This is a genomic window from Paracoccus sediminis (assembly GCF_900188295.1).
Classification (GTDB): domain Bacteria; phylum Pseudomonadota; class Alphaproteobacteria; order Rhodobacterales; family Rhodobacteraceae; genus Paracoccus; species Paracoccus sediminis.
Genome location: NZ_FZNM01000002.1, coordinates 438,762 through 454,569, shown reverse-complemented (window position 1 = coordinate 454,569; position 15,808 = coordinate 438,762). Strand labels below are relative to the sequence as shown.

Annotated in this window: 13 protein-coding genes; 8 read left to right on the top strand and 5 right to left on the bottom strand. The window is 69.6% G+C overall.

What is annotated here, in order from left to right:
• Window positions 1-4 precede the first annotated feature (4 nt).
• From CHB77_RS05265 to CHB77_RS05255, 3 genes are all read right to left on the bottom strand, one after another.
• Window positions 5-1,213, bottom strand: a complete 1,209-nt coding sequence (locus CHB77_RS05265) for an aminotransferase class I/II-fold pyridoxal phosphate-dependent enzyme (RefSeq protein ID WP_089387107.1) — start codon at window positions 1,211-1,213, stop codon at window positions 5-7.
• A 159-nt stretch (window positions 1,214-1,372) separates the two neighbouring features.
• On the bottom strand, window positions 1,373-2,707 hold the full coding sequence (locus tag CHB77_RS05260) for an amidase (protein WP_089387106.1): 1,335 nt from the start codon (window positions 2,705-2,707) through the stop codon (window positions 1,373-1,375).
• The gene (locus CHB77_RS05255) at window positions 2,708-2,899 is read right to left on the bottom strand and encodes a DUF1674 domain-containing protein (protein ID WP_089387105.1); all 192 of its coding nucleotides are present in this window, start codon (window positions 2,897-2,899) and stop codon (window positions 2,708-2,710) included.
• 71 nt (window positions 2,900-2,970) lie between these two features.
• Here CHB77_RS05255 and CHB77_RS05250 point away from each other — a divergent pair, with 71 nt between their 5' ends.
• The 8 genes from CHB77_RS05250 (at window position 2,971) to mutL (ending at window position 13,059) form a co-directional block, all read left to right on the top strand.
• Window positions 2,971-4,224, top strand: a complete 1,254-nt coding sequence (locus tag CHB77_RS05250) for an RsmB/NOP family class I SAM-dependent RNA methyltransferase (RefSeq protein WP_089387104.1) — start codon at window positions 2,971-2,973, stop codon at window positions 4,222-4,224.
• 157 nt (window positions 4,225-4,381) lie between these two features.
• Entirely contained in the window at window positions 4,382-5,971 is a 1,590-nt protein-coding gene (gene purH / locus CHB77_RS05245) for a bifunctional phosphoribosylaminoimidazolecarboxamide formyltransferase/IMP cyclohydrolase (RefSeq protein WP_089387103.1), read from the top strand.
• A gap of 115 nt (window positions 5,972-6,086) precedes the next feature.
• Window positions 6,087-6,623 carry a signal peptidase II gene (gene lspA, locus CHB77_RS05240; protein ID WP_089387185.1) on the top strand — a complete coding sequence of 179 codons (537 nt, stop codon included), beginning with the start codon at window positions 6,087-6,089 and terminating at the stop codon, window positions 6,621-6,623.
• Between the two features lie 26 nt (window positions 6,624-6,649).
• Complete coding sequence (locus CHB77_RS05235; RefSeq protein ID WP_242626530.1) at window positions 6,650-7,171, top strand: DUF3035 domain-containing protein; 522 nt, start codon at window positions 6,650-6,652, stop codon at window positions 7,169-7,171.
• Entirely contained in the window at window positions 7,168-8,382 is a 1,215-nt protein-coding gene (locus CHB77_RS05230; RefSeq protein WP_089387102.1) for a cytochrome P450, read from the top strand. The genes CHB77_RS05235 and CHB77_RS05230 overlap by 4 nt, the downstream gene beginning before the upstream one ends.
• A 67-nt stretch (window positions 8,383-8,449) precedes the next feature.
• Entirely contained in the window at window positions 8,450-9,883 is a 1,434-nt protein-coding gene (locus CHB77_RS05225; RefSeq protein ID WP_089387101.1) for a M16 family metallopeptidase, read from the top strand.
• A complete protein-coding gene (locus tag CHB77_RS05220) occupies window positions 9,880-11,202 on the top strand; it encodes a M16 family metallopeptidase (protein ID WP_089387100.1) in 1,323 nt (440 codons plus the stop codon). Before CHB77_RS05225 ends, CHB77_RS05220 begins: the two co-directional genes overlap by 4 nt.
• A gap of 54 nt (window positions 11,203-11,256) precedes the next feature.
• A complete protein-coding gene (gene mutL, locus CHB77_RS05215; protein ID WP_089387099.1) occupies window positions 11,257-13,059 on the top strand; it encodes a DNA mismatch repair endonuclease MutL in 1,803 nt (600 codons plus the stop codon).
• Window positions 13,060-13,403: 344 nt separating this feature from the next.
• Here mutL and CHB77_RS05210 read toward each other — a convergent pair whose 3' ends face one another.
• Together CHB77_RS05210 and CHB77_RS05205 are read right to left on the bottom strand one after the other, a co-directional pair.
• Complete coding sequence (locus CHB77_RS05210; RefSeq protein ID WP_089387098.1) at window positions 13,404-14,606, bottom strand: PQQ-dependent sugar dehydrogenase; 1,203 nt, start codon at window positions 14,604-14,606, stop codon at window positions 13,404-13,406.
• 78 nt (window positions 14,607-14,684) lie between these two features.
• On the bottom strand, window positions 14,685-15,749 hold the full coding sequence (locus CHB77_RS05205; protein ID WP_089387183.1) for a saccharopine dehydrogenase: 1,065 nt from the start codon (window positions 15,747-15,749) through the stop codon (window positions 14,685-14,687).
• Window positions 15,750-15,808: the final 59 nt, after the last annotated feature.

The window sequence follows — 15,808 nt, the reverse complement described above, 5'->3', positions numbered from 1 at the left end:
CGTCCTAGCCTTCCCCGTCCGTCGTTCCATCATAAAGAACCGCGCGCAGCCGGTGCAGCACCGCTTCGGTCTGGCCGGCATCGGCCACCAGGGCGACCCGGACAAAGCCCTTGCCGGGATTGATCCCCCCGACCTCGCGCGACAGATAGGCGCCCGGCAGAACCTGAATCCCGGCCTGCGCCCATAATGTCCGCGCCGCGTCCTCGCCGTCCTCGACCGGCAGCCACAGGAAGAACCCGCCCTGGATGGGCCGGTATCCGGGCACGTTGCCCAGCACCCGGTCGGCGATGGCGTATTTCTGCTGATACAGCGCGCGGCTGGCGGCCACATGCGATTCGTCGCGCCAGGCGGCCTCGCTGACGGCCTGGGCGGGCAGCGACAGCGGCGCCCCGGCATAGGCGCGCAGGCGGCGGATCTGGGCGATGCTGGCCGCGCCGCCTGCGACAAAGCCCGACCGCAGGCCGGGCAGGTTCGACCGCTTGGACAGCGAATTGAAGATCACCACCCGGTCGGCCAGCCCCATGGCGGCGGCCACCGCCAGGGCGCCCGGCGGGGGGGCATCGCGCCAGATCTCGGAATAGCATTCGTCGGCAAAGACCAGGAAATCGTGCCGGTCGGCCAGGGCGATCAGCCGTTCCAGATAATCCCGGTCGGCGATCGCGCCCTGCGGATTGGCGGGCGAACACAGATAGGCGATTGCGGTGCGGTCCAGAATCTCGGCCGGCAGCGCGGCATAATCGGGCAGGTTGCCGGTTTCAGGCGTGGCGGGCACGAAGACCGGCTCGGCCTGAACGGCGGCGGCGGCGACGGCATAGACCTGGTAAAAGGGGTTGGGGATCAGGATCGCGGGCCGCTGTCCGTTGACGCGTTCCGGACACAACGCAAGCGCGGCGTTGAACAGCCCTTCGCGCGTGCCGTTCAGCGCCATGATCCGGTCCGGCGCCACGTCCAGGCCATAGCGCGTTCCCAGCCATCCGCCGATGGCCGACAGCAGCCCCGGCGCCCCCTCGTTCGGGGGATATTTCGCAAATCCGGCGATAGTGTCGGCCATCACCCCGGCCACGAAATCCGGCATGGCATGTCGCGGTTCCCCGATGGTCAGGACGGTTGGCGATTCGCCGTTCTTCACGCCCGGCGCAATGCCGGACAGCAGCGTCCGCAGACGCGGAAACGCATATTCGGGCAGGTTCGAGAACCGCTCGGGGATTGCCATTCTGCCTCGCTTTCGGGATCTCTGGCCCCGTTTGTCACGGGAAACATTAGCGTGACCGCGCCTTTGCGTCCAGCGAAAGCCGGGCCGTCCATCCCGGCAAAAATCGTGCCCCAGGCGATTTGGCCGCAGATCGACGGGGCTTGGCGCCCCCGCCGCATCTCAGGTGGCGGCCAGGGCCGATTCGACCCCGGCCGCGACATGCAGCAGATGCGTGTCCCGCCCGGCATGGCCCATGATCGAAATTCCGCAGGCCCGATGCCCGCTCGGCAGGGTGCAGACCGGCAGGCCCAGCAGGTTCCCGATCCGGGTGTTGCGCAAGGCCAGCAGGTTCGCGCGGACGAATTCCCCGTCGTCGGCCATCAGCCGCGCCGCGTTGGGAGGCAGGATGGGCGCGGTGGGCAGCAGGATGGCGTCATGCGCGGACGCCACCTCCTTGACCCATTTGCGCCGGATCCGCACCAGGCTTTCCCAGGCCGAGACGTAATCCGGGGCACTGATGTCCGCCCCGCTGCGGAAACGGTCCAAAATCGGCCTCCACATCAGTTCGGGCGCGTCCTCGATCTGGGCGCGCCAGATGCCATAGGCTTCGGGCGCGAACAGCGCGGGCGACAGCGCCACGGCCTTGGCGACCCAATCGGGCGACAGGCGCGTGATCTGCGCGCCCGCGCGGGCCAGCCGGTCCACCGCATCCTCGAAGGCCGCAACGGGGCCTTCCTCGGCATTCTCGAAAGGGACGCCGTCCAGCACCAGCAGACGCCGCCCGGAAACCGACGCGCCGGTCAGGTCGGCGGGTTTCGTCGCGGCCATCAGCGCGAACAGTTCGGCGCAATCCTCGACCGTGCGGGCGATGGGACCGACGATGTCGAACTTGCGGCACAGCGGCACGACGCCCTTTTCGGGCAGCGAATCATGCGTGGGCTTGAAGCCCACGAGATCGTTCCAGGCCGCGGGCACCCGGACCGAACCGCCCGTGTCCGACCCGATCGCCGCCGCCGCCAGGCCCAAGGCCACCGACACGGCGGCGCCCGACGACGATCCGCCCGGCGCCAGGTCGGGATCCAGCGCGTTCGGCGGCGTGGCGGTGTTCGGGTTCAGCCCCAGTCCGGAAAAGGCCAGTTCCGTCATGTGGGTCTTGCCCAGCATGATCGTGCCCTGGCGGGACGCGCGGGCCAGAACAATGGCGTCCTTGCGCGGCACCCGCCCCTCCAGCAGCCTGGACCCGGCCTCGGTCACGGTGCCGCCGCTGTCGATGTTGTCCTTCCAGCTGATCGCCACGCCGTCCAGCAGGCCGCGCCGCAGTTCCAGCTTGGCGCGGTCATGGGCGGCGATGGTTTCGGACCGGGCGCGCGCGTCCGTCACGCGGGCATAGATGCGCCCCGCGTCGGGATGGGCCTTGATGGCGGCCAGATAGGCCTCGGTCTGATCGATGGGATCCAGCAGGCCCGCCAGAATCGCGCGGCCCTGCTGGGCGGCCGGGGCGCGCAGCCAATCCATTCAGAAATCCACCGCGAGACCGTTCTTTTCGTAATCGCCAAACCGGACGGGTTCCGGCCCGTCGCGCCCGCCGTATTCCCTGGGCAGGGGCTGGCCGCCTGCTGCGGCCTTGCGGCGTTCGGCGGCCTCGGCCAGGGCGCGTCGGGCCTCGGGCGGCAGGTCGGCGGGGTTCTTGGGGGACAGCTCGCTCATGGAAAGATCCCTCGGGGGGGCTTATGGATCGGGGTCAGTCTTCCAACAAGACATAGGCAAAGGAAAGCGATTTGGCAAAGCAGGGCTTGGATAGGGCGCGTTCGGGCGCATTGCGGCTGCTGGCGGGCGTGCGCGACGGGCTGTCGCTGTCGGACCAGGCCGGCGCGCTGAAGGCGCTGCCGCCCGCCGACCAGGCCCGCGCCGGGCGCCTGGCCGCCGAGGTTCTGCGCCACCAGTCGCGCGCCGATGCGGTGATCGCCGCTTATGTCAGCCGCAAACCCAACCCGCAGGTGGCGGATATCCTGCGCCTGGCGGCGGTCGAGATGCTGGAACTGGGCGCCGCCGCCCATGGCGTTGTCGATGCGGCGGTCAGCCTGTCGCGGGGGCTTGGGCAGAAAGGCCAGGCGGCGTCGGGCATGGTGAACGCCGTGCTGCGTAAGGTTGCCGCGCACAACGGATGGGCGGGCCTGCCGCCGCAGCCGATGCCGTCCTGGCTGCGCGAATCGGTCGTGTCCGCGCACGGGGAAACGGTGGCCCAGGCCATCGAGGCCGCGCATCAGGCCGCAGCGCCCCTGGATCTGACGCCGAAACCGGGCGTGACGGTCGAAGGCGCCCAGGAACTGCCGACCGGATCGCTGCGCCTTCATGGTCCGGTGCAGGTGTCCGCCCTGCCCGGTTTCGCGGCGGGCGACTGGTGGGTCCAGGACGCGGCCGCCGCCCTGCCCGTCCGCCTGCTGGATCCGCGCCCCGGCGAACGAATTGCGGATCTGTGCGCGGCACCGGGCGGCAAGACGCTGCAACTGGCGGCGGCGGGCGCGCGGGTCACGGCGGTGGACGTCAGCCCCGCCCGGCTGCGGCGCGTGGCCGAGAACCTGACCCGCTGCGGCCTGTCCGCGGATGTGGTGGCGGCGGATGCCCTGGAATGGCGGCCCGACGCGGCCCCGGATGCGATCCTGCTGGACGCGCCCTGTTCGGCGACCGGCACGATCCGCCGCCATCCCGACCTGCCCTTTCTGCGGGACGGATCGGGCATTCCCGTGCTGACCCAACTGCAAGCGCGGCTGATCGACCACGCCCTGAGCTTGCTGCCGCCCGGCGGGCGGATGGTCTATGCCGTCTGCTCGCTGCTGCCGGACGAAGGCGAGATTCAGATCGCGGCCGCCTTGTCCCGCCATCCCGGGCTGGCGGTGGTCCCCCCCGCGCTGCCGGGCATCGATCCGTCCTGGATCACACCCGAGGGCGGGCTGCGCAGCCGGCCCGATCATTGGTCGGACCTGGGCGGCATGGACGGCTTCTTCATGGCCCGCCTGCGCAAGGCCGGCTGAGGCCGCGATCGGCGTCCCGCGACGGCCAGGGGCGCTTCGCCCCCCGGACCCCCCGAGGATATTTGCGTGAAGAAGATCGCGCCGGGCGCGACGGGAGTGCTGGACCTTGGCGTCCCGGACGGATAGGTGGGCCGCGAAACCAGATGCGAGGCCTCTCATGTCCCATCCCGTGCCCCTGAAACGCGCGCTGATTTCCGTTTCCGACAAGACGGGACTGGTCGACTTCGCCCGCAAGCTGGACGCGCGGGGGATCGAGATCCTGTCCACCGGCGGCAGCGCGAAATCGCTGCGCGAGGGTGGGCTGACGGTGGTGGACGTGGCCGATGTCACGGGGTTCCCGGAAATGATGGATGGCCGGGTCAAGACGCTGCACCCGGCGGTGCATGGCGGGCTGCTGGCCTTGCGCGACAATGCCGAACACCTGGCCGCGATGCAGGCGCATGGCATCGGTCCGATCGACCTGCTGGTGGTGGACCTGTATCCGTTCGAGGAGACCGTGGCCAAGGGCGCGTCCCATGACGACTGCATCGAGAACATCGACATCGGCGGCCCGGCGATGATCCGGGCGGCCGCCAAAAACCACGGTTTCGTCACCGTGATCGCGGATGTCCGGGATTACGATGCCCTGCTGGCCGAACTGGACGCCAACGACGACCGGACCACGCTGGAATTCCGGCAGCGGCAGGCGCAGATCGCATATGCGCGCACCGCCGCCTATGACGCTGCCGTCAGCACCTGGCTGGCGGGCGCCATTGGCGAGGACACGCCCCGCCGCCGCGCCTTTGCGGGCACGCTGGCCCAACCGCTGCGCTATGGCGAGAACCCGCATCAGAAGGCCGCCTTCTATGTCACGGGCGAGAACCGCCCCGGCGTCGCCACCGCGAAGCAATGGCAGGGCAAGGAACTGTCCTACAACAACATCAACGACACCGACGCGGCCCTGGAACTGGTGGCGGAGTTCGACCCGGCCCAAGGCCCCGCCTGCGCGATCGTCAAGCACGCCAATCCCTGCGGCGTGGCGCGGGGCGACAGCGTTCTGGAGGCCTACAGGCGGGCCTTCGACTGCGACCGCACTTCGGCCTTTGGCGGCATCGTCGCGCTGAACCGGACGCTGGACGGCGCCACGGCGGAAGAAATCACCAGGATCTTCACCGAGGTCGTCATCGCGCCGGATGCGGATGACGACGCCAGGCGCATCTTCGCCGCCAAGAAGAACCTGCGCCTGCTGACCACCGGCGGCCTGCCCGATCCGCAGGCGCCGGGGCTGGCCTTCCGCCAGGTCGCGGGCGGGTTCCTGGTCCAAGACCGCGACAACGGCCATGTCGGCCGGTCGGACCTGAAGGTCGTCAGCGACCGTCGGCCCGACGACGCGGAACTGGCCGACATGCTGTTCGCCTGGACCGTCGCCAAGCATGTCAAATCAAACGCCATCGTCTATGCCAAGGACATGGCCACCGTGGGCATCGGCGCGGGCCAGATGAGCCGCGTGGACAGCACCCGCATCGGGCGCCGCAAGTCCGAGGACATGGCCGAGGCGCTTGGCCTGGCCCAGCCCCCGACCATGGGCGCGGTGGTTGCCTCTGACGCCTTCTTTCCGTTTGCCGACGGGATCGAGGCCCTGGCGGAAGCCGGCGCCCGCGCCGTCATCCAGCCCGGCGGGTCGATGCGCGACGACGAGGTGATCGCGGCCGCGAATCGCCTGGGTCTGGCCATGGTCCTGACCGGCCAGCGGCATTTCCGGCACTGACATGCAGCAGGAATTGCCCCTGGATCCCACGCCCCGCGACCCCGCGCCGCAACCGTCGCCCAAGACCCGGCGTCCCCGGATGCCGAAAAAACCCGCGCCTCCGGCCCGTACCGATATGCGCCTTGTGGTCTGGGTCGCGGGGCTGATCTTTGTCGCGGATCAAATCCTGAAATACTGGGTCGTTCATCTGCTGCGGCTGGACCGGGTGCGAGAGATCGACCTGTTGCCGCCCTGGATCAACCTGCGCATGGCCTGGAACCAGGGCATGAACTTCGGGCTGATGGCATCGGACACCGACGTCACGCGCTGGCTGCTGATCGCGGTGGCGGTGGCCATCGTGGCCTGGGTCTGGATCTGGATCCGGCGCGCCAATGCCGGAGCCTTTGCCAAGGTCGCGGCGGGGCTGCTGATCGGCGGGGCCTTGGGCAACGTGATCGACCGGCTGCTGTATGGCGCGGTGGCGGATTTCCTGAACATGTCGATGCCGGGCTGGCAGAACCCCTACAGCTTCAACGTGGCCGATATTTGCATTTTCGCCGGAGCCATCGGGCTGGTCCTGGTGCCGCAAAAGGCGAAATCCGAAAAGCCCGCGCGCAAGGCGCGGCCAAGGCCCGCCGACAATCCCCGTGACGGGACCGGCAAATCGGGCTAGAACCGGGCGCAAGGAACAAGGGGCAGATGATGCGGGCTTTGGTCAGGGGAATCGCCATCGGGGCGGTCATGGGGTTGTCGGCCTGCGGCAGCAGCCAGTTGATGAACATCGAGACCGGCCAGAACAGCCCGGACGAATTCGCCATCCTGCCGACCCGGCCCCTGTCCATGCCGCCCGATCTGGCGTTGCTGCCCGCGCCGACGCCGGGCGGGGCCAACATCACCGATCCAAACCCGAATGCCGATGCGGTCGCGGCCCTGGGCGGCAATCCGGCGCGCCTGACGGACCAGGGCATCGCCGCGTCCGACGGGGCGCTTGTGGCCCATGCGACGCGGCGCGGCAGCGACCCCGCCATCCGCGAAAAGCTGGCGCAGGCGGATGTGGAATGGCGGTCGCGCAACAGGCGCCGCCCGCTCGAGGCGCTGTTCGGCACCACCGTCTATCAGCGCGCCTATCGCCCGCTGGCGCTGGATTCGCGCATCGAGCAGCAGCGGTGGCAGCGTGCCGGAGCCATCACCCAGACCTCGCCCGCGCCGCCCGAGGAATGATCGAAGGGTTCGACCCCGCGCAACCCGATTTCGGCAAGAATCCCTGGCCCGCCTATGCCCGGTTGCGGGCGGAACCGGGCCTGCCGTTGTGGCAGGGGTTCCGCCTGGCATCGCGTTTTGCGGATGTGCATGCCATCGCGTCGGATCGCAGGATGGTGCGGGGCACGGCCATGTTCCCCCCTGCGGAACGCCGGCGGATGCAGGTGGCCCAGAATTTCCACGACATGCCGTTCCACGAACGCTTCGTGCAGACCTCGATGCTGGAAATCGACGGGCCGGATCACGACCGGCTGCGGCGCGCGGTGTTTCCGTTCTTCACGCGGTCCCGGCTGGAAGGCCTGCGCGGCTTTGTGGCCGAATGGGTCGATGCCGCGCTTGACCGGCTGATCCCGCAGGGCCGGTTCGACTTCATCGCCGATCTGGCCGCCCATCTGCCGGGACAGGTCATCGGCCACCTGATCGGCACGGACCCGGCCCTGGCGCCGCGGATGACCCGGTGGTCGGACGAGACCGTGGGTTATTTCGACGTGAGCCAGCGCACGGCGGATCGCAAGGCGCGCGCCGAGGCCGCGACGCGGGCATTCCACGAGGCGCTGCAAGATCTTCATGCGGACCGGCAGGCGCGGCCCCGCGACGATCTGATGACCGCGATGATCGGCGCCGAACGCGCGGGCCTGCTGAGCCATGACGAACTGATCGCGACGATCATGCAAATCCTGCACGCGGGGCACGGATCGACCATCGACGCGATGGGCAGCGGACTGCACGCGCTGCTGGCCCATCCGGCCCGGTTGGCCCGCCTGCGCGCCGACCCCGGCCTGATGCCGACTGCGGTGCAGGAAATGTTCCGCTTTGCCCCGCCGCTGATCTTTTTCCACCGCCACGCATCGCAGGACGTGACGATCTGCGGGCAGGACTGGCCCACGGGAACGACCTTCGGCCTGCTTTACGCGGCTGCCAACCGCGATCCGGCGGCCTTTCCCGATCCCGATCGATTCGATGTCGCGCGCAGGCCCAATGTCCATCTGGCCTTCGGGGCCGGGCCGCATGTCTGCCTGGGCAACACTCTGGCGCGCCTGAACACCGAGATCCTGTTCACCGCCCTGCTGGCCCGCAGCCGCCGCATCGAGCGTGCAGGGCCAGCGGTCTGGAAAACCGGCCTTCAGGCGCACGGCCCCCTGACCCTGCCCATCACCGTGGCGACACATTAGCGTGTGAGAGGTTGCAGGGGCGCCGCGCTTTGGTCACTTTCCCCAAAGAACGAGGAGGTTCGCCCCCATGCCCCGACCCACGCTGCCCGCCCTGCTGGCCCTGACCCTGGGCGCCGCGCCCGCCCTGGCCCAGATGCCCGACGGCATCACCAGCTTCACCCTGCCGAACGGCCTGGAAACCGTGGTGATCGAGGATCATCGTGCGCCGGTCGTGGTGCAGATGGTCTGGTACCGCAATGGATCGGCCGACGAGCCGCCGGGCAAGTCGGGGATCGCGCATTACCTGGAACATCTGATGTTCAAAGGCACCGACACGCTGGAACCGGGCGAGCTGTCCAAGACGGTGACCGCCAACGGCGGCATGGACAACGCCTTCACCAGCTCTGATTATACCGCCTATTTCCAGCGCATCGCATCCGACCGCCTGCCTCTTGTCATGGAGATGGAGGCCGACCGCATGGCCAACCTGCGCATCGGCGAGGATGACTGGCAGGCCGAACGGCAGGTCGTGCTGGAAGAACGGGCGCAGCGCGTGGACAGCGACCCCGGCGCCCTGTTTTCCGAGGAACGCAACGCCACGCTGTTCTACAACCACCCCTATGGCCGCCCGGTGATCGGCTGGCGCGCCGAGATGGAGGGGCTGACCCGCGACGACGCCCTGGCGTGGTACGACGATCATTATTCCCCGAACGAGGCGATCCTGATCCTGGCAGGGGACGTGACGCCCGAAAGGGCGCGCGAACTGGCGGAACGGTATTACGGTCCGATCCCCGCCAAGGGCGAGGCCGCGCCGCGCGTGCGTCCGCAGGAACCCACCCAGCGGGCGCCCCGCCGGATGCAGATGACGGACCCCCGCGTGCCCCAGCCGGTGATGACGCGCAGCTATGTCGCGCCCGAACGCGATCCGGGCGATCAGACGGACGCGGCCGCGCTGACGGTTCTGGCCGAATTGCTGGGCGGATCCATGCAGACCTCGGTTCTGGGGCGGGAACTGGCGATGAAGGGCAAGGCGCTGTGGGTGAACGCGGGCTATGACGGCCTGTCGGTCGATCCGACCAGCTTTGCCGTCTCGCTGGTTCCCGCCGACGGCATCGCCCCCGACGAGGCCGAGGCCGAGTTGGACAAGGTGCTGGCGGCATTTCTGGAAACCGGCCCGGACCAGGCCGATCTGGACCGGGTCAAGACGCGGATCGAGGCGGCGCGGGTCTATACGCTGGATTCCGCGCATGGCCGGGCCTATGATTATGGGCAGGGGCTGGCGACCGGATTGTCCGTCCAGGATGTCAACGACTGGCCCGACATCCTGGCCGCGGTGACGGTCGAGGATGTCGCGCGGGCCGCCCGGCAGGTTCTGGGCGGCAAGGCCAGCGTGACCGGCTGGCTGCTGCCCCCGCCGGCCGAGGATCCGGCCGAAACGCCGCCGCCCGCCATGCCGGCCGCCGCCCCCGGCGGCGCGGCGCCCGCACCGACCGACACCCCTGCCGCCGAGGTCCAAGGATGATCCGCGCCGTCATTGCCGTCTTCTTCGCCGCTCTGGCCGTCCCGGCCCAGGCCATCGACATTCAGGAGGTCACGTCCCCCGGCGGGATCAAGGCCTGGCTGGTCCAGGACGACACCATTCCCTTTGTCGCCGTCGAATTCGATTTCCGCGGCGGCGCCAGCCTGGATCAGCCCGAAAAGCGCGGCGCCATCAACCTGATGACCGCCACGCTGGAGGAGGGCGCGGGCAGCCGCGATTCGGTGGCCTTCGCCCAGGCGGTCGAGGCTCTGGGCGCGCGGTTTTCCTTTGACGTCGGCGACGACACGCTGTCGGTCGGAGTGCGCGCCCTGTCCGAAAACCGCGACGAGGCCGCGGCCCTGCTGGCCGAGGCGCTGACCCAGCCCCGCTTCGACGATGCGGCGGTCGAACGCGTTCGCGCGCAGGTCCAATCGATCATCCGGTCCGAGGCGACCGATCCGCAATCCATCGCCGCCAGGGAAATGGCCCGGCAGGCCTGGGGCGATCACCCCTATGCGACCTCGATCAACGGCACGGCGGAATCCGTCTCGGCCCTGACCCGCCAGGATCTGGTGGCCGCCAAGAACCGCGTGCTGGCCCGCGACCGCGTGGTGGTGGGCGCCGCGGGCGACATCACGCCCGAGGAACTGGGCCTGCTTCTGGACCAGGTGCTGGGGGGGCTGCCCGAACGGGGCACCGCGCCCCTGCCGGAACCGGCGGACCTGCAACTGACCGGCGGCGTGACCGTGATCGACTGGGACAGCCCCCAGACGGTCGTCAGCTTTGCGGGGCCGGGGCTGGCCATAGACGATCCCGATTACTTCGCGGCCTATGTCGCCAATCACATCCTGGGCGGCGGCGGATTCAGTTCCCGCCTCATGGAGGAGATTCGCGAAAAGCGCGGGCTGACCTATGGCGTGGGCACCGGCCTTGCCACCGGCGTCTATGGCCAGACCTGGCAGGGCGGCATGTCGGGATCAAACGCCACCACGGGACAGGCGGTCGAACTTATCAGGGCCGAATGGGACCGGCTGGCCCAGGGCGTCACCGATCGGGAACTGAACGACGCCAAGACCTATCTGACCGGCGAATACCCCCTGCGCTTCGACGGCAACGGCAAGATCGCCGGCATCCTGGCCGGAATGCAGGTGATCGGCTTTCCCATCGATTACGTGAACACCCGCAACGCCAAGGTCGAGGCCGTGACCGCGGATGACGTCAAGCGCGTGGCGGCCAAATTGCTGAGATCGGACGGGTTGCGGTTCGTGCTGGTCGGCCGCCCCGAGGGGGTGACGGCCACGGACAGCCAGCCCACCAACTGAGCCAGGCACGGGAATCGCTGGCGGCGTGGACTTGGCCCTGCTAGATTTGGGGGCATGAACAGCCAAACCCCCCATATCCGGCCCGTCATCCGGCAACTGGACGAGGCGACGGCCAACCGTATCGCGGCCGGCGAGGTCGTGGAACGCCCGGCGTCGGCGGTCAAGGAACTGGTGGAAAATGCGCTTGATGCCGGGGCCACGCGAATCGACATCGCCATCCAGGACGGCGGCAAGCGGCTGATCCGGGTCTGCGACAATGGTTGCGGCATGGCGCCGGACGACCTGCCCCTGGCCCTGTCGCGCCACGCGACCAGCAAGATCGACGGATCGGACCTGCTGGCGATCCGCAGCTTCGGGTTCCGGGGCGAGGCGCTGCCGTCCCTGGGGGCGGTGGGACGGCTGACGATCACGTCCCGCGTTCGCAGCGGCGACGGGGCGACCATCGCCGTGACGGGCGGCGCGATCGCGCCGGTCCGGCCGTCCGCCGCCAATCCCGGCACCGTGGTCGAGTTGCGCGACCTGTTCTACGCCACGCCCGCCCGGCTCAAGTTCCTGCGCGGCGACCGGGCCGAGACGATGGCGGTGGCCGAATGCGTCCGCCGCCTGGCCATGGCCGAACCCTTCGCAGGCTTTACCCTGACCGCCGACGACCGCGAGATCCTGCGCTGCGACGCCGAAACGGGCGATCCGCTGGGCGCGCTGCACGCCCGGCTGGCCCGCGTCATGGGCCGCGACTTCATCGACAACGCCATCGCCCTTGACGCCGAACGCGACGGGTTGCGGCTGTCGGGCTTCGCGGCCCTGCCGACCTATTCGCGCGGCGCGGCGGTGGCGCAGCATCTGTATGTGAACGGCCGCCCGGTGCGCGACAAGATGCTGACCGGCGCGCTGCGGGCGGGTTACATGGATGTGCTGGCGTCCGGGCGGCATCCGGCGGCGGTCCTCTATCTGGCCTGCGATCCGCAACTGGTGGACGTGAACGTCCATCCCGCCAAGGCCGAGGTGCGGTTCCGCGACCCCCAATCCGCGCGCGGCCTGCTGGTCAGCGCGTTGCGGCATGGCCTGGCGGGTGCAGGGCATCGCGCCTCCTCGACCGTGGGGGATGCGGCGATGGCGGCGTTCCGCGCCGAAACCACGGCGCCGCGCGCCTATCCGATGGATTATCGCCCGCCGGCCCCGGCGATCCGGGCCAGCCTTGATCTGCAAGCCCCGGTGCCCGGCTTTGCCGAAGCGCCCTCGGCGCGGGCCGAGGATCCGGTCGCGGTGCCCGACGACGCCCCCCTTGGCGCGGCACGGGCGCAGATCCACGAAAACTACATCATCGCCCAGACCGTCGATGGGCTGGTGATCGTCGATGGACACGCGGCCCATGAACGTCTGGTCTATGAACGCCTGAAGGCGCAGGCCGCCGCCGCCGGGATCGCCCGGCAGGTGCTGCTGATTCCCGAAATCATCGCCCTGCCCGACCACGACGCCGCGCGAATCCTGGCCATCGCGCCAGACCTTGCCGAACTGGGTCTGGTGATTGAACCCTTTGGAGGCGGCGCCGTCGCGGTGCGGGAAATTCCGGCCATGCTTGCCCGGCTGGACACCCAGGCCCTGATCCGCGACATCCTGGACGATCTGGTCGAACTGGATGCTTCCGACCGGCTGCGCGGGCGGATCGACGCGGTGTTGTCATCCATGGCCTGTCACGGATCGGTCCGGTCCGGCCGCCGCATGACGGCCGAGGAGATGAACGCCCTGCTGCGCGACATGGAACGCACCCCCCGGTCCGGCCAGTGCAACCACGGCCGCCCCACCTGGGTCAAGCTGCGCCTGCCCGATATCGAACGGCTGTTCGGGCGCAAGGATTGACCGTATCGCCCATCGGCGCGGGAAGGCAAAGCCGCCGTCGATTCCTGGGCGCATGAGGGCTGCCCCCGCATGCGGCGCGCCGCGCAGAGACCCGCGCGATTCCCTTGCCACCCGGAACGAGGACGGACAGGCCCGCCTCGTGGCGGCGAGGCGGATCGGGCGCGAAAGTCTCAAGGTCCGGACACCGACGGAATCCATCGGGTCGCGCGCGGAACGGACCGCGCCCACCGCCGATCGCCCGATGCGCGGACGCCGACGGGCCGATCCGCGGGAATCAGGGCTGGAAGATCCGGACATTTCATCCGCGAATGCCGACGACGGTTTGAATCCGTCCATCGGAACCCTTATCGCGCGGACGTCACGCGGATCAGCCGTCCGTTGCGCTCGTCGGTCAACAGCATGATCGACCCGTCGCGGGCGACCTCGACCTCGCGGACGCGGCCGATGCCTTGCAGGTGGCGCGCCTCTCTGGCAACGCGGCCGCCGTTCATGTCCAGCCGCACCAAAGCCTCGGCCTGGAGGCCGCCGATCAGCAGGTCGCCCCGCCAGTCCGGGAACATCGCGCCGTCGTAAAAGGTCATCTGGCCCGGCGCGATGACCGGATCCCAGTAATAGACGGGCTGCTCGGTCCCCTCCAGCCGGGTGATCCCTTCGCCAATGGGACCGCCGCTGTAGTCCATGCCATAGGTAACGCGCGGCCATCCATAGTTGCGGCCCGCCTGCGGCCTGTTCAACTCGTCCCCACCCTTGGGTCCGTGTTCGACGGTCCACAGCCTGCCCTGCCCGTCCAGGGCCGCGCCTTGGATGTTGCGATGGCCCCAGGACCAGATTTCGGGCAATGCCTCGGCCACGCCGGGATCACCCATCGGCGCGCCGGTTTCCGGATCGATGCGGACGATCTTGCCCAGGGTGGTGGTGACGTTCTGGGCATAAACGCGCGCGCCGGGCACCGACCGTTCGCCCGTGGTCACGATCAGGCCGCCCTGCCCGTCGTGGACCAGCACCGAGCCGTAATGCTTGGTCGACGTCCACGCAGGCTGCTGCTGCCAGATGACCCGTGTGCCCTCCAGCGTGGCACCGTCTGGGGACAGGGTTCCGGTGGCCACGGCGGTGGCGGTTCTGCCGCCCTCTCTCCGCTGCGCAAAGCTGATCCAGACGCGGCGGGTTTGTCCGAAATCGACGGCCACGGCCACATCCAGCAGGCCGCCCTGATCGCGGGTGTCGATGTCCGGCAAGCCGCCGATCGGGTCGGACAGCGCCCCGTTGCTGCCGACCATGCGCATCTTGCCGCCGCGTTCCGTCAGCAGCCAGGCGCCATCAGGCAGTTCGGCAAGACCCCAGGGACGATCCAGACCTTCGGCGATCACCGTGCTGGTCAGGGCCGTGTCCGCCAGCACCGGTGCGCGGGTCTGCCCGTCGAAGGCCGGTTGCTGGCCCCGTCCATGCGGGGGGGCGGCGTTGAAATCCTGGGCTTGGGCGGCCCCGGCCATCAGTCCCACGGCGGCGGACAGCGTCGTCAGGCAGGCGAAAATGCGCAAGGGGGACATGGCGGATCTTTCTGGCGTGCGAAACGGGACGGGCTGGTGGCCAACATCCGCTGGCCCCCCGCGTTCCCCGCCCGGCCATCACGTCTGTGTCAGCCTGTCCCGGTGATCGCGAAACAGCGCCCCGGCCCGGCCCCATGGCCCGTCGTCGATCCGGTCCAGCCCCGCCAGAACCGGCAGCACCTGCCCCGCGTAATCCAGAGAGCTTTCGCGCGGCAGCAGCGACGGCAGGTTGTCGATCGCCATCACGTCCAGCGGCGGCTGGTCGGCCACCCGCAGCACCGGCCGGTCCCAGCTGGTCGTGCGGTCATAGACCTTGACCGGGGAAAAATCGCTGGCGGGATCGCAGGCCACGTCGCCGATCACCGCCAGCGCCCGGCCGGGCGCCACGGCGCTGGCCGGAACAAAGACCGGGGCGCCCGGCCGGGCCAGGATGGCGTTGACGAACAGGTCGTGGGCCAGCACCTCGGGGAAGGGGCCGCCATGGGCGGTTTCGGCCATGTCCCAGCGGGTGACGGGCACCCCCATCGCCACCAGCAGGTCGGCCGCGCCGCTGCCCACCCGGCCCTTGGCGCCGATCACCAGGGCGCGGGGCCGGGGTCGCCCTGTGGCGTCCATCCGGGCGCGCAATTCGTTCAGCATCAGTTCCTTGTCGGCATAGGCGTGGACCGGGCCGCAGATGCCGCCCCGCATCTGCGCGGCCCAGGCCTCGAGCGTCACGGCCGCCCCGGCGTATCCCGCCCAGTATCCGAACGCGGCCAGGCGGCGGCCGGCATCGTCGGTCAGGTATTCCAGATCGTAGAGCGTCCCGCCCCCGGCCGCGAACCGGCGCAGCAGCGCCTGCCCCGCGGGCTGGCCCTTGAAGGCATGGCCGAACATGATGTGGCGATGGCGCAAAGGGGTGCCGTCGTCGGGCAATTCCTTCAAGCCGAAGACGATGGCGTCGTCGGGCGCGGCGGGCCAGCTTCCCTCGGGCGCGATGGCGGCGCCCGCACGGGCATAGGCATCGGTCGGCAGGACGCGGCGGGGACTGTCCTCGACGGTGACGGCAAAGCCTTGGGCGATCAGGGACGCCACGCCGTCCGGGGTGATCCCCACCCGATCCTCGTTCGGGCGGCTTTCGGCCCGCACCCACAGATGTGTCATTGCCATGTCCGATCCTTGCCCGACGCGATCCCTGTCCGGTCCGTCTTGGTAATCCGGCG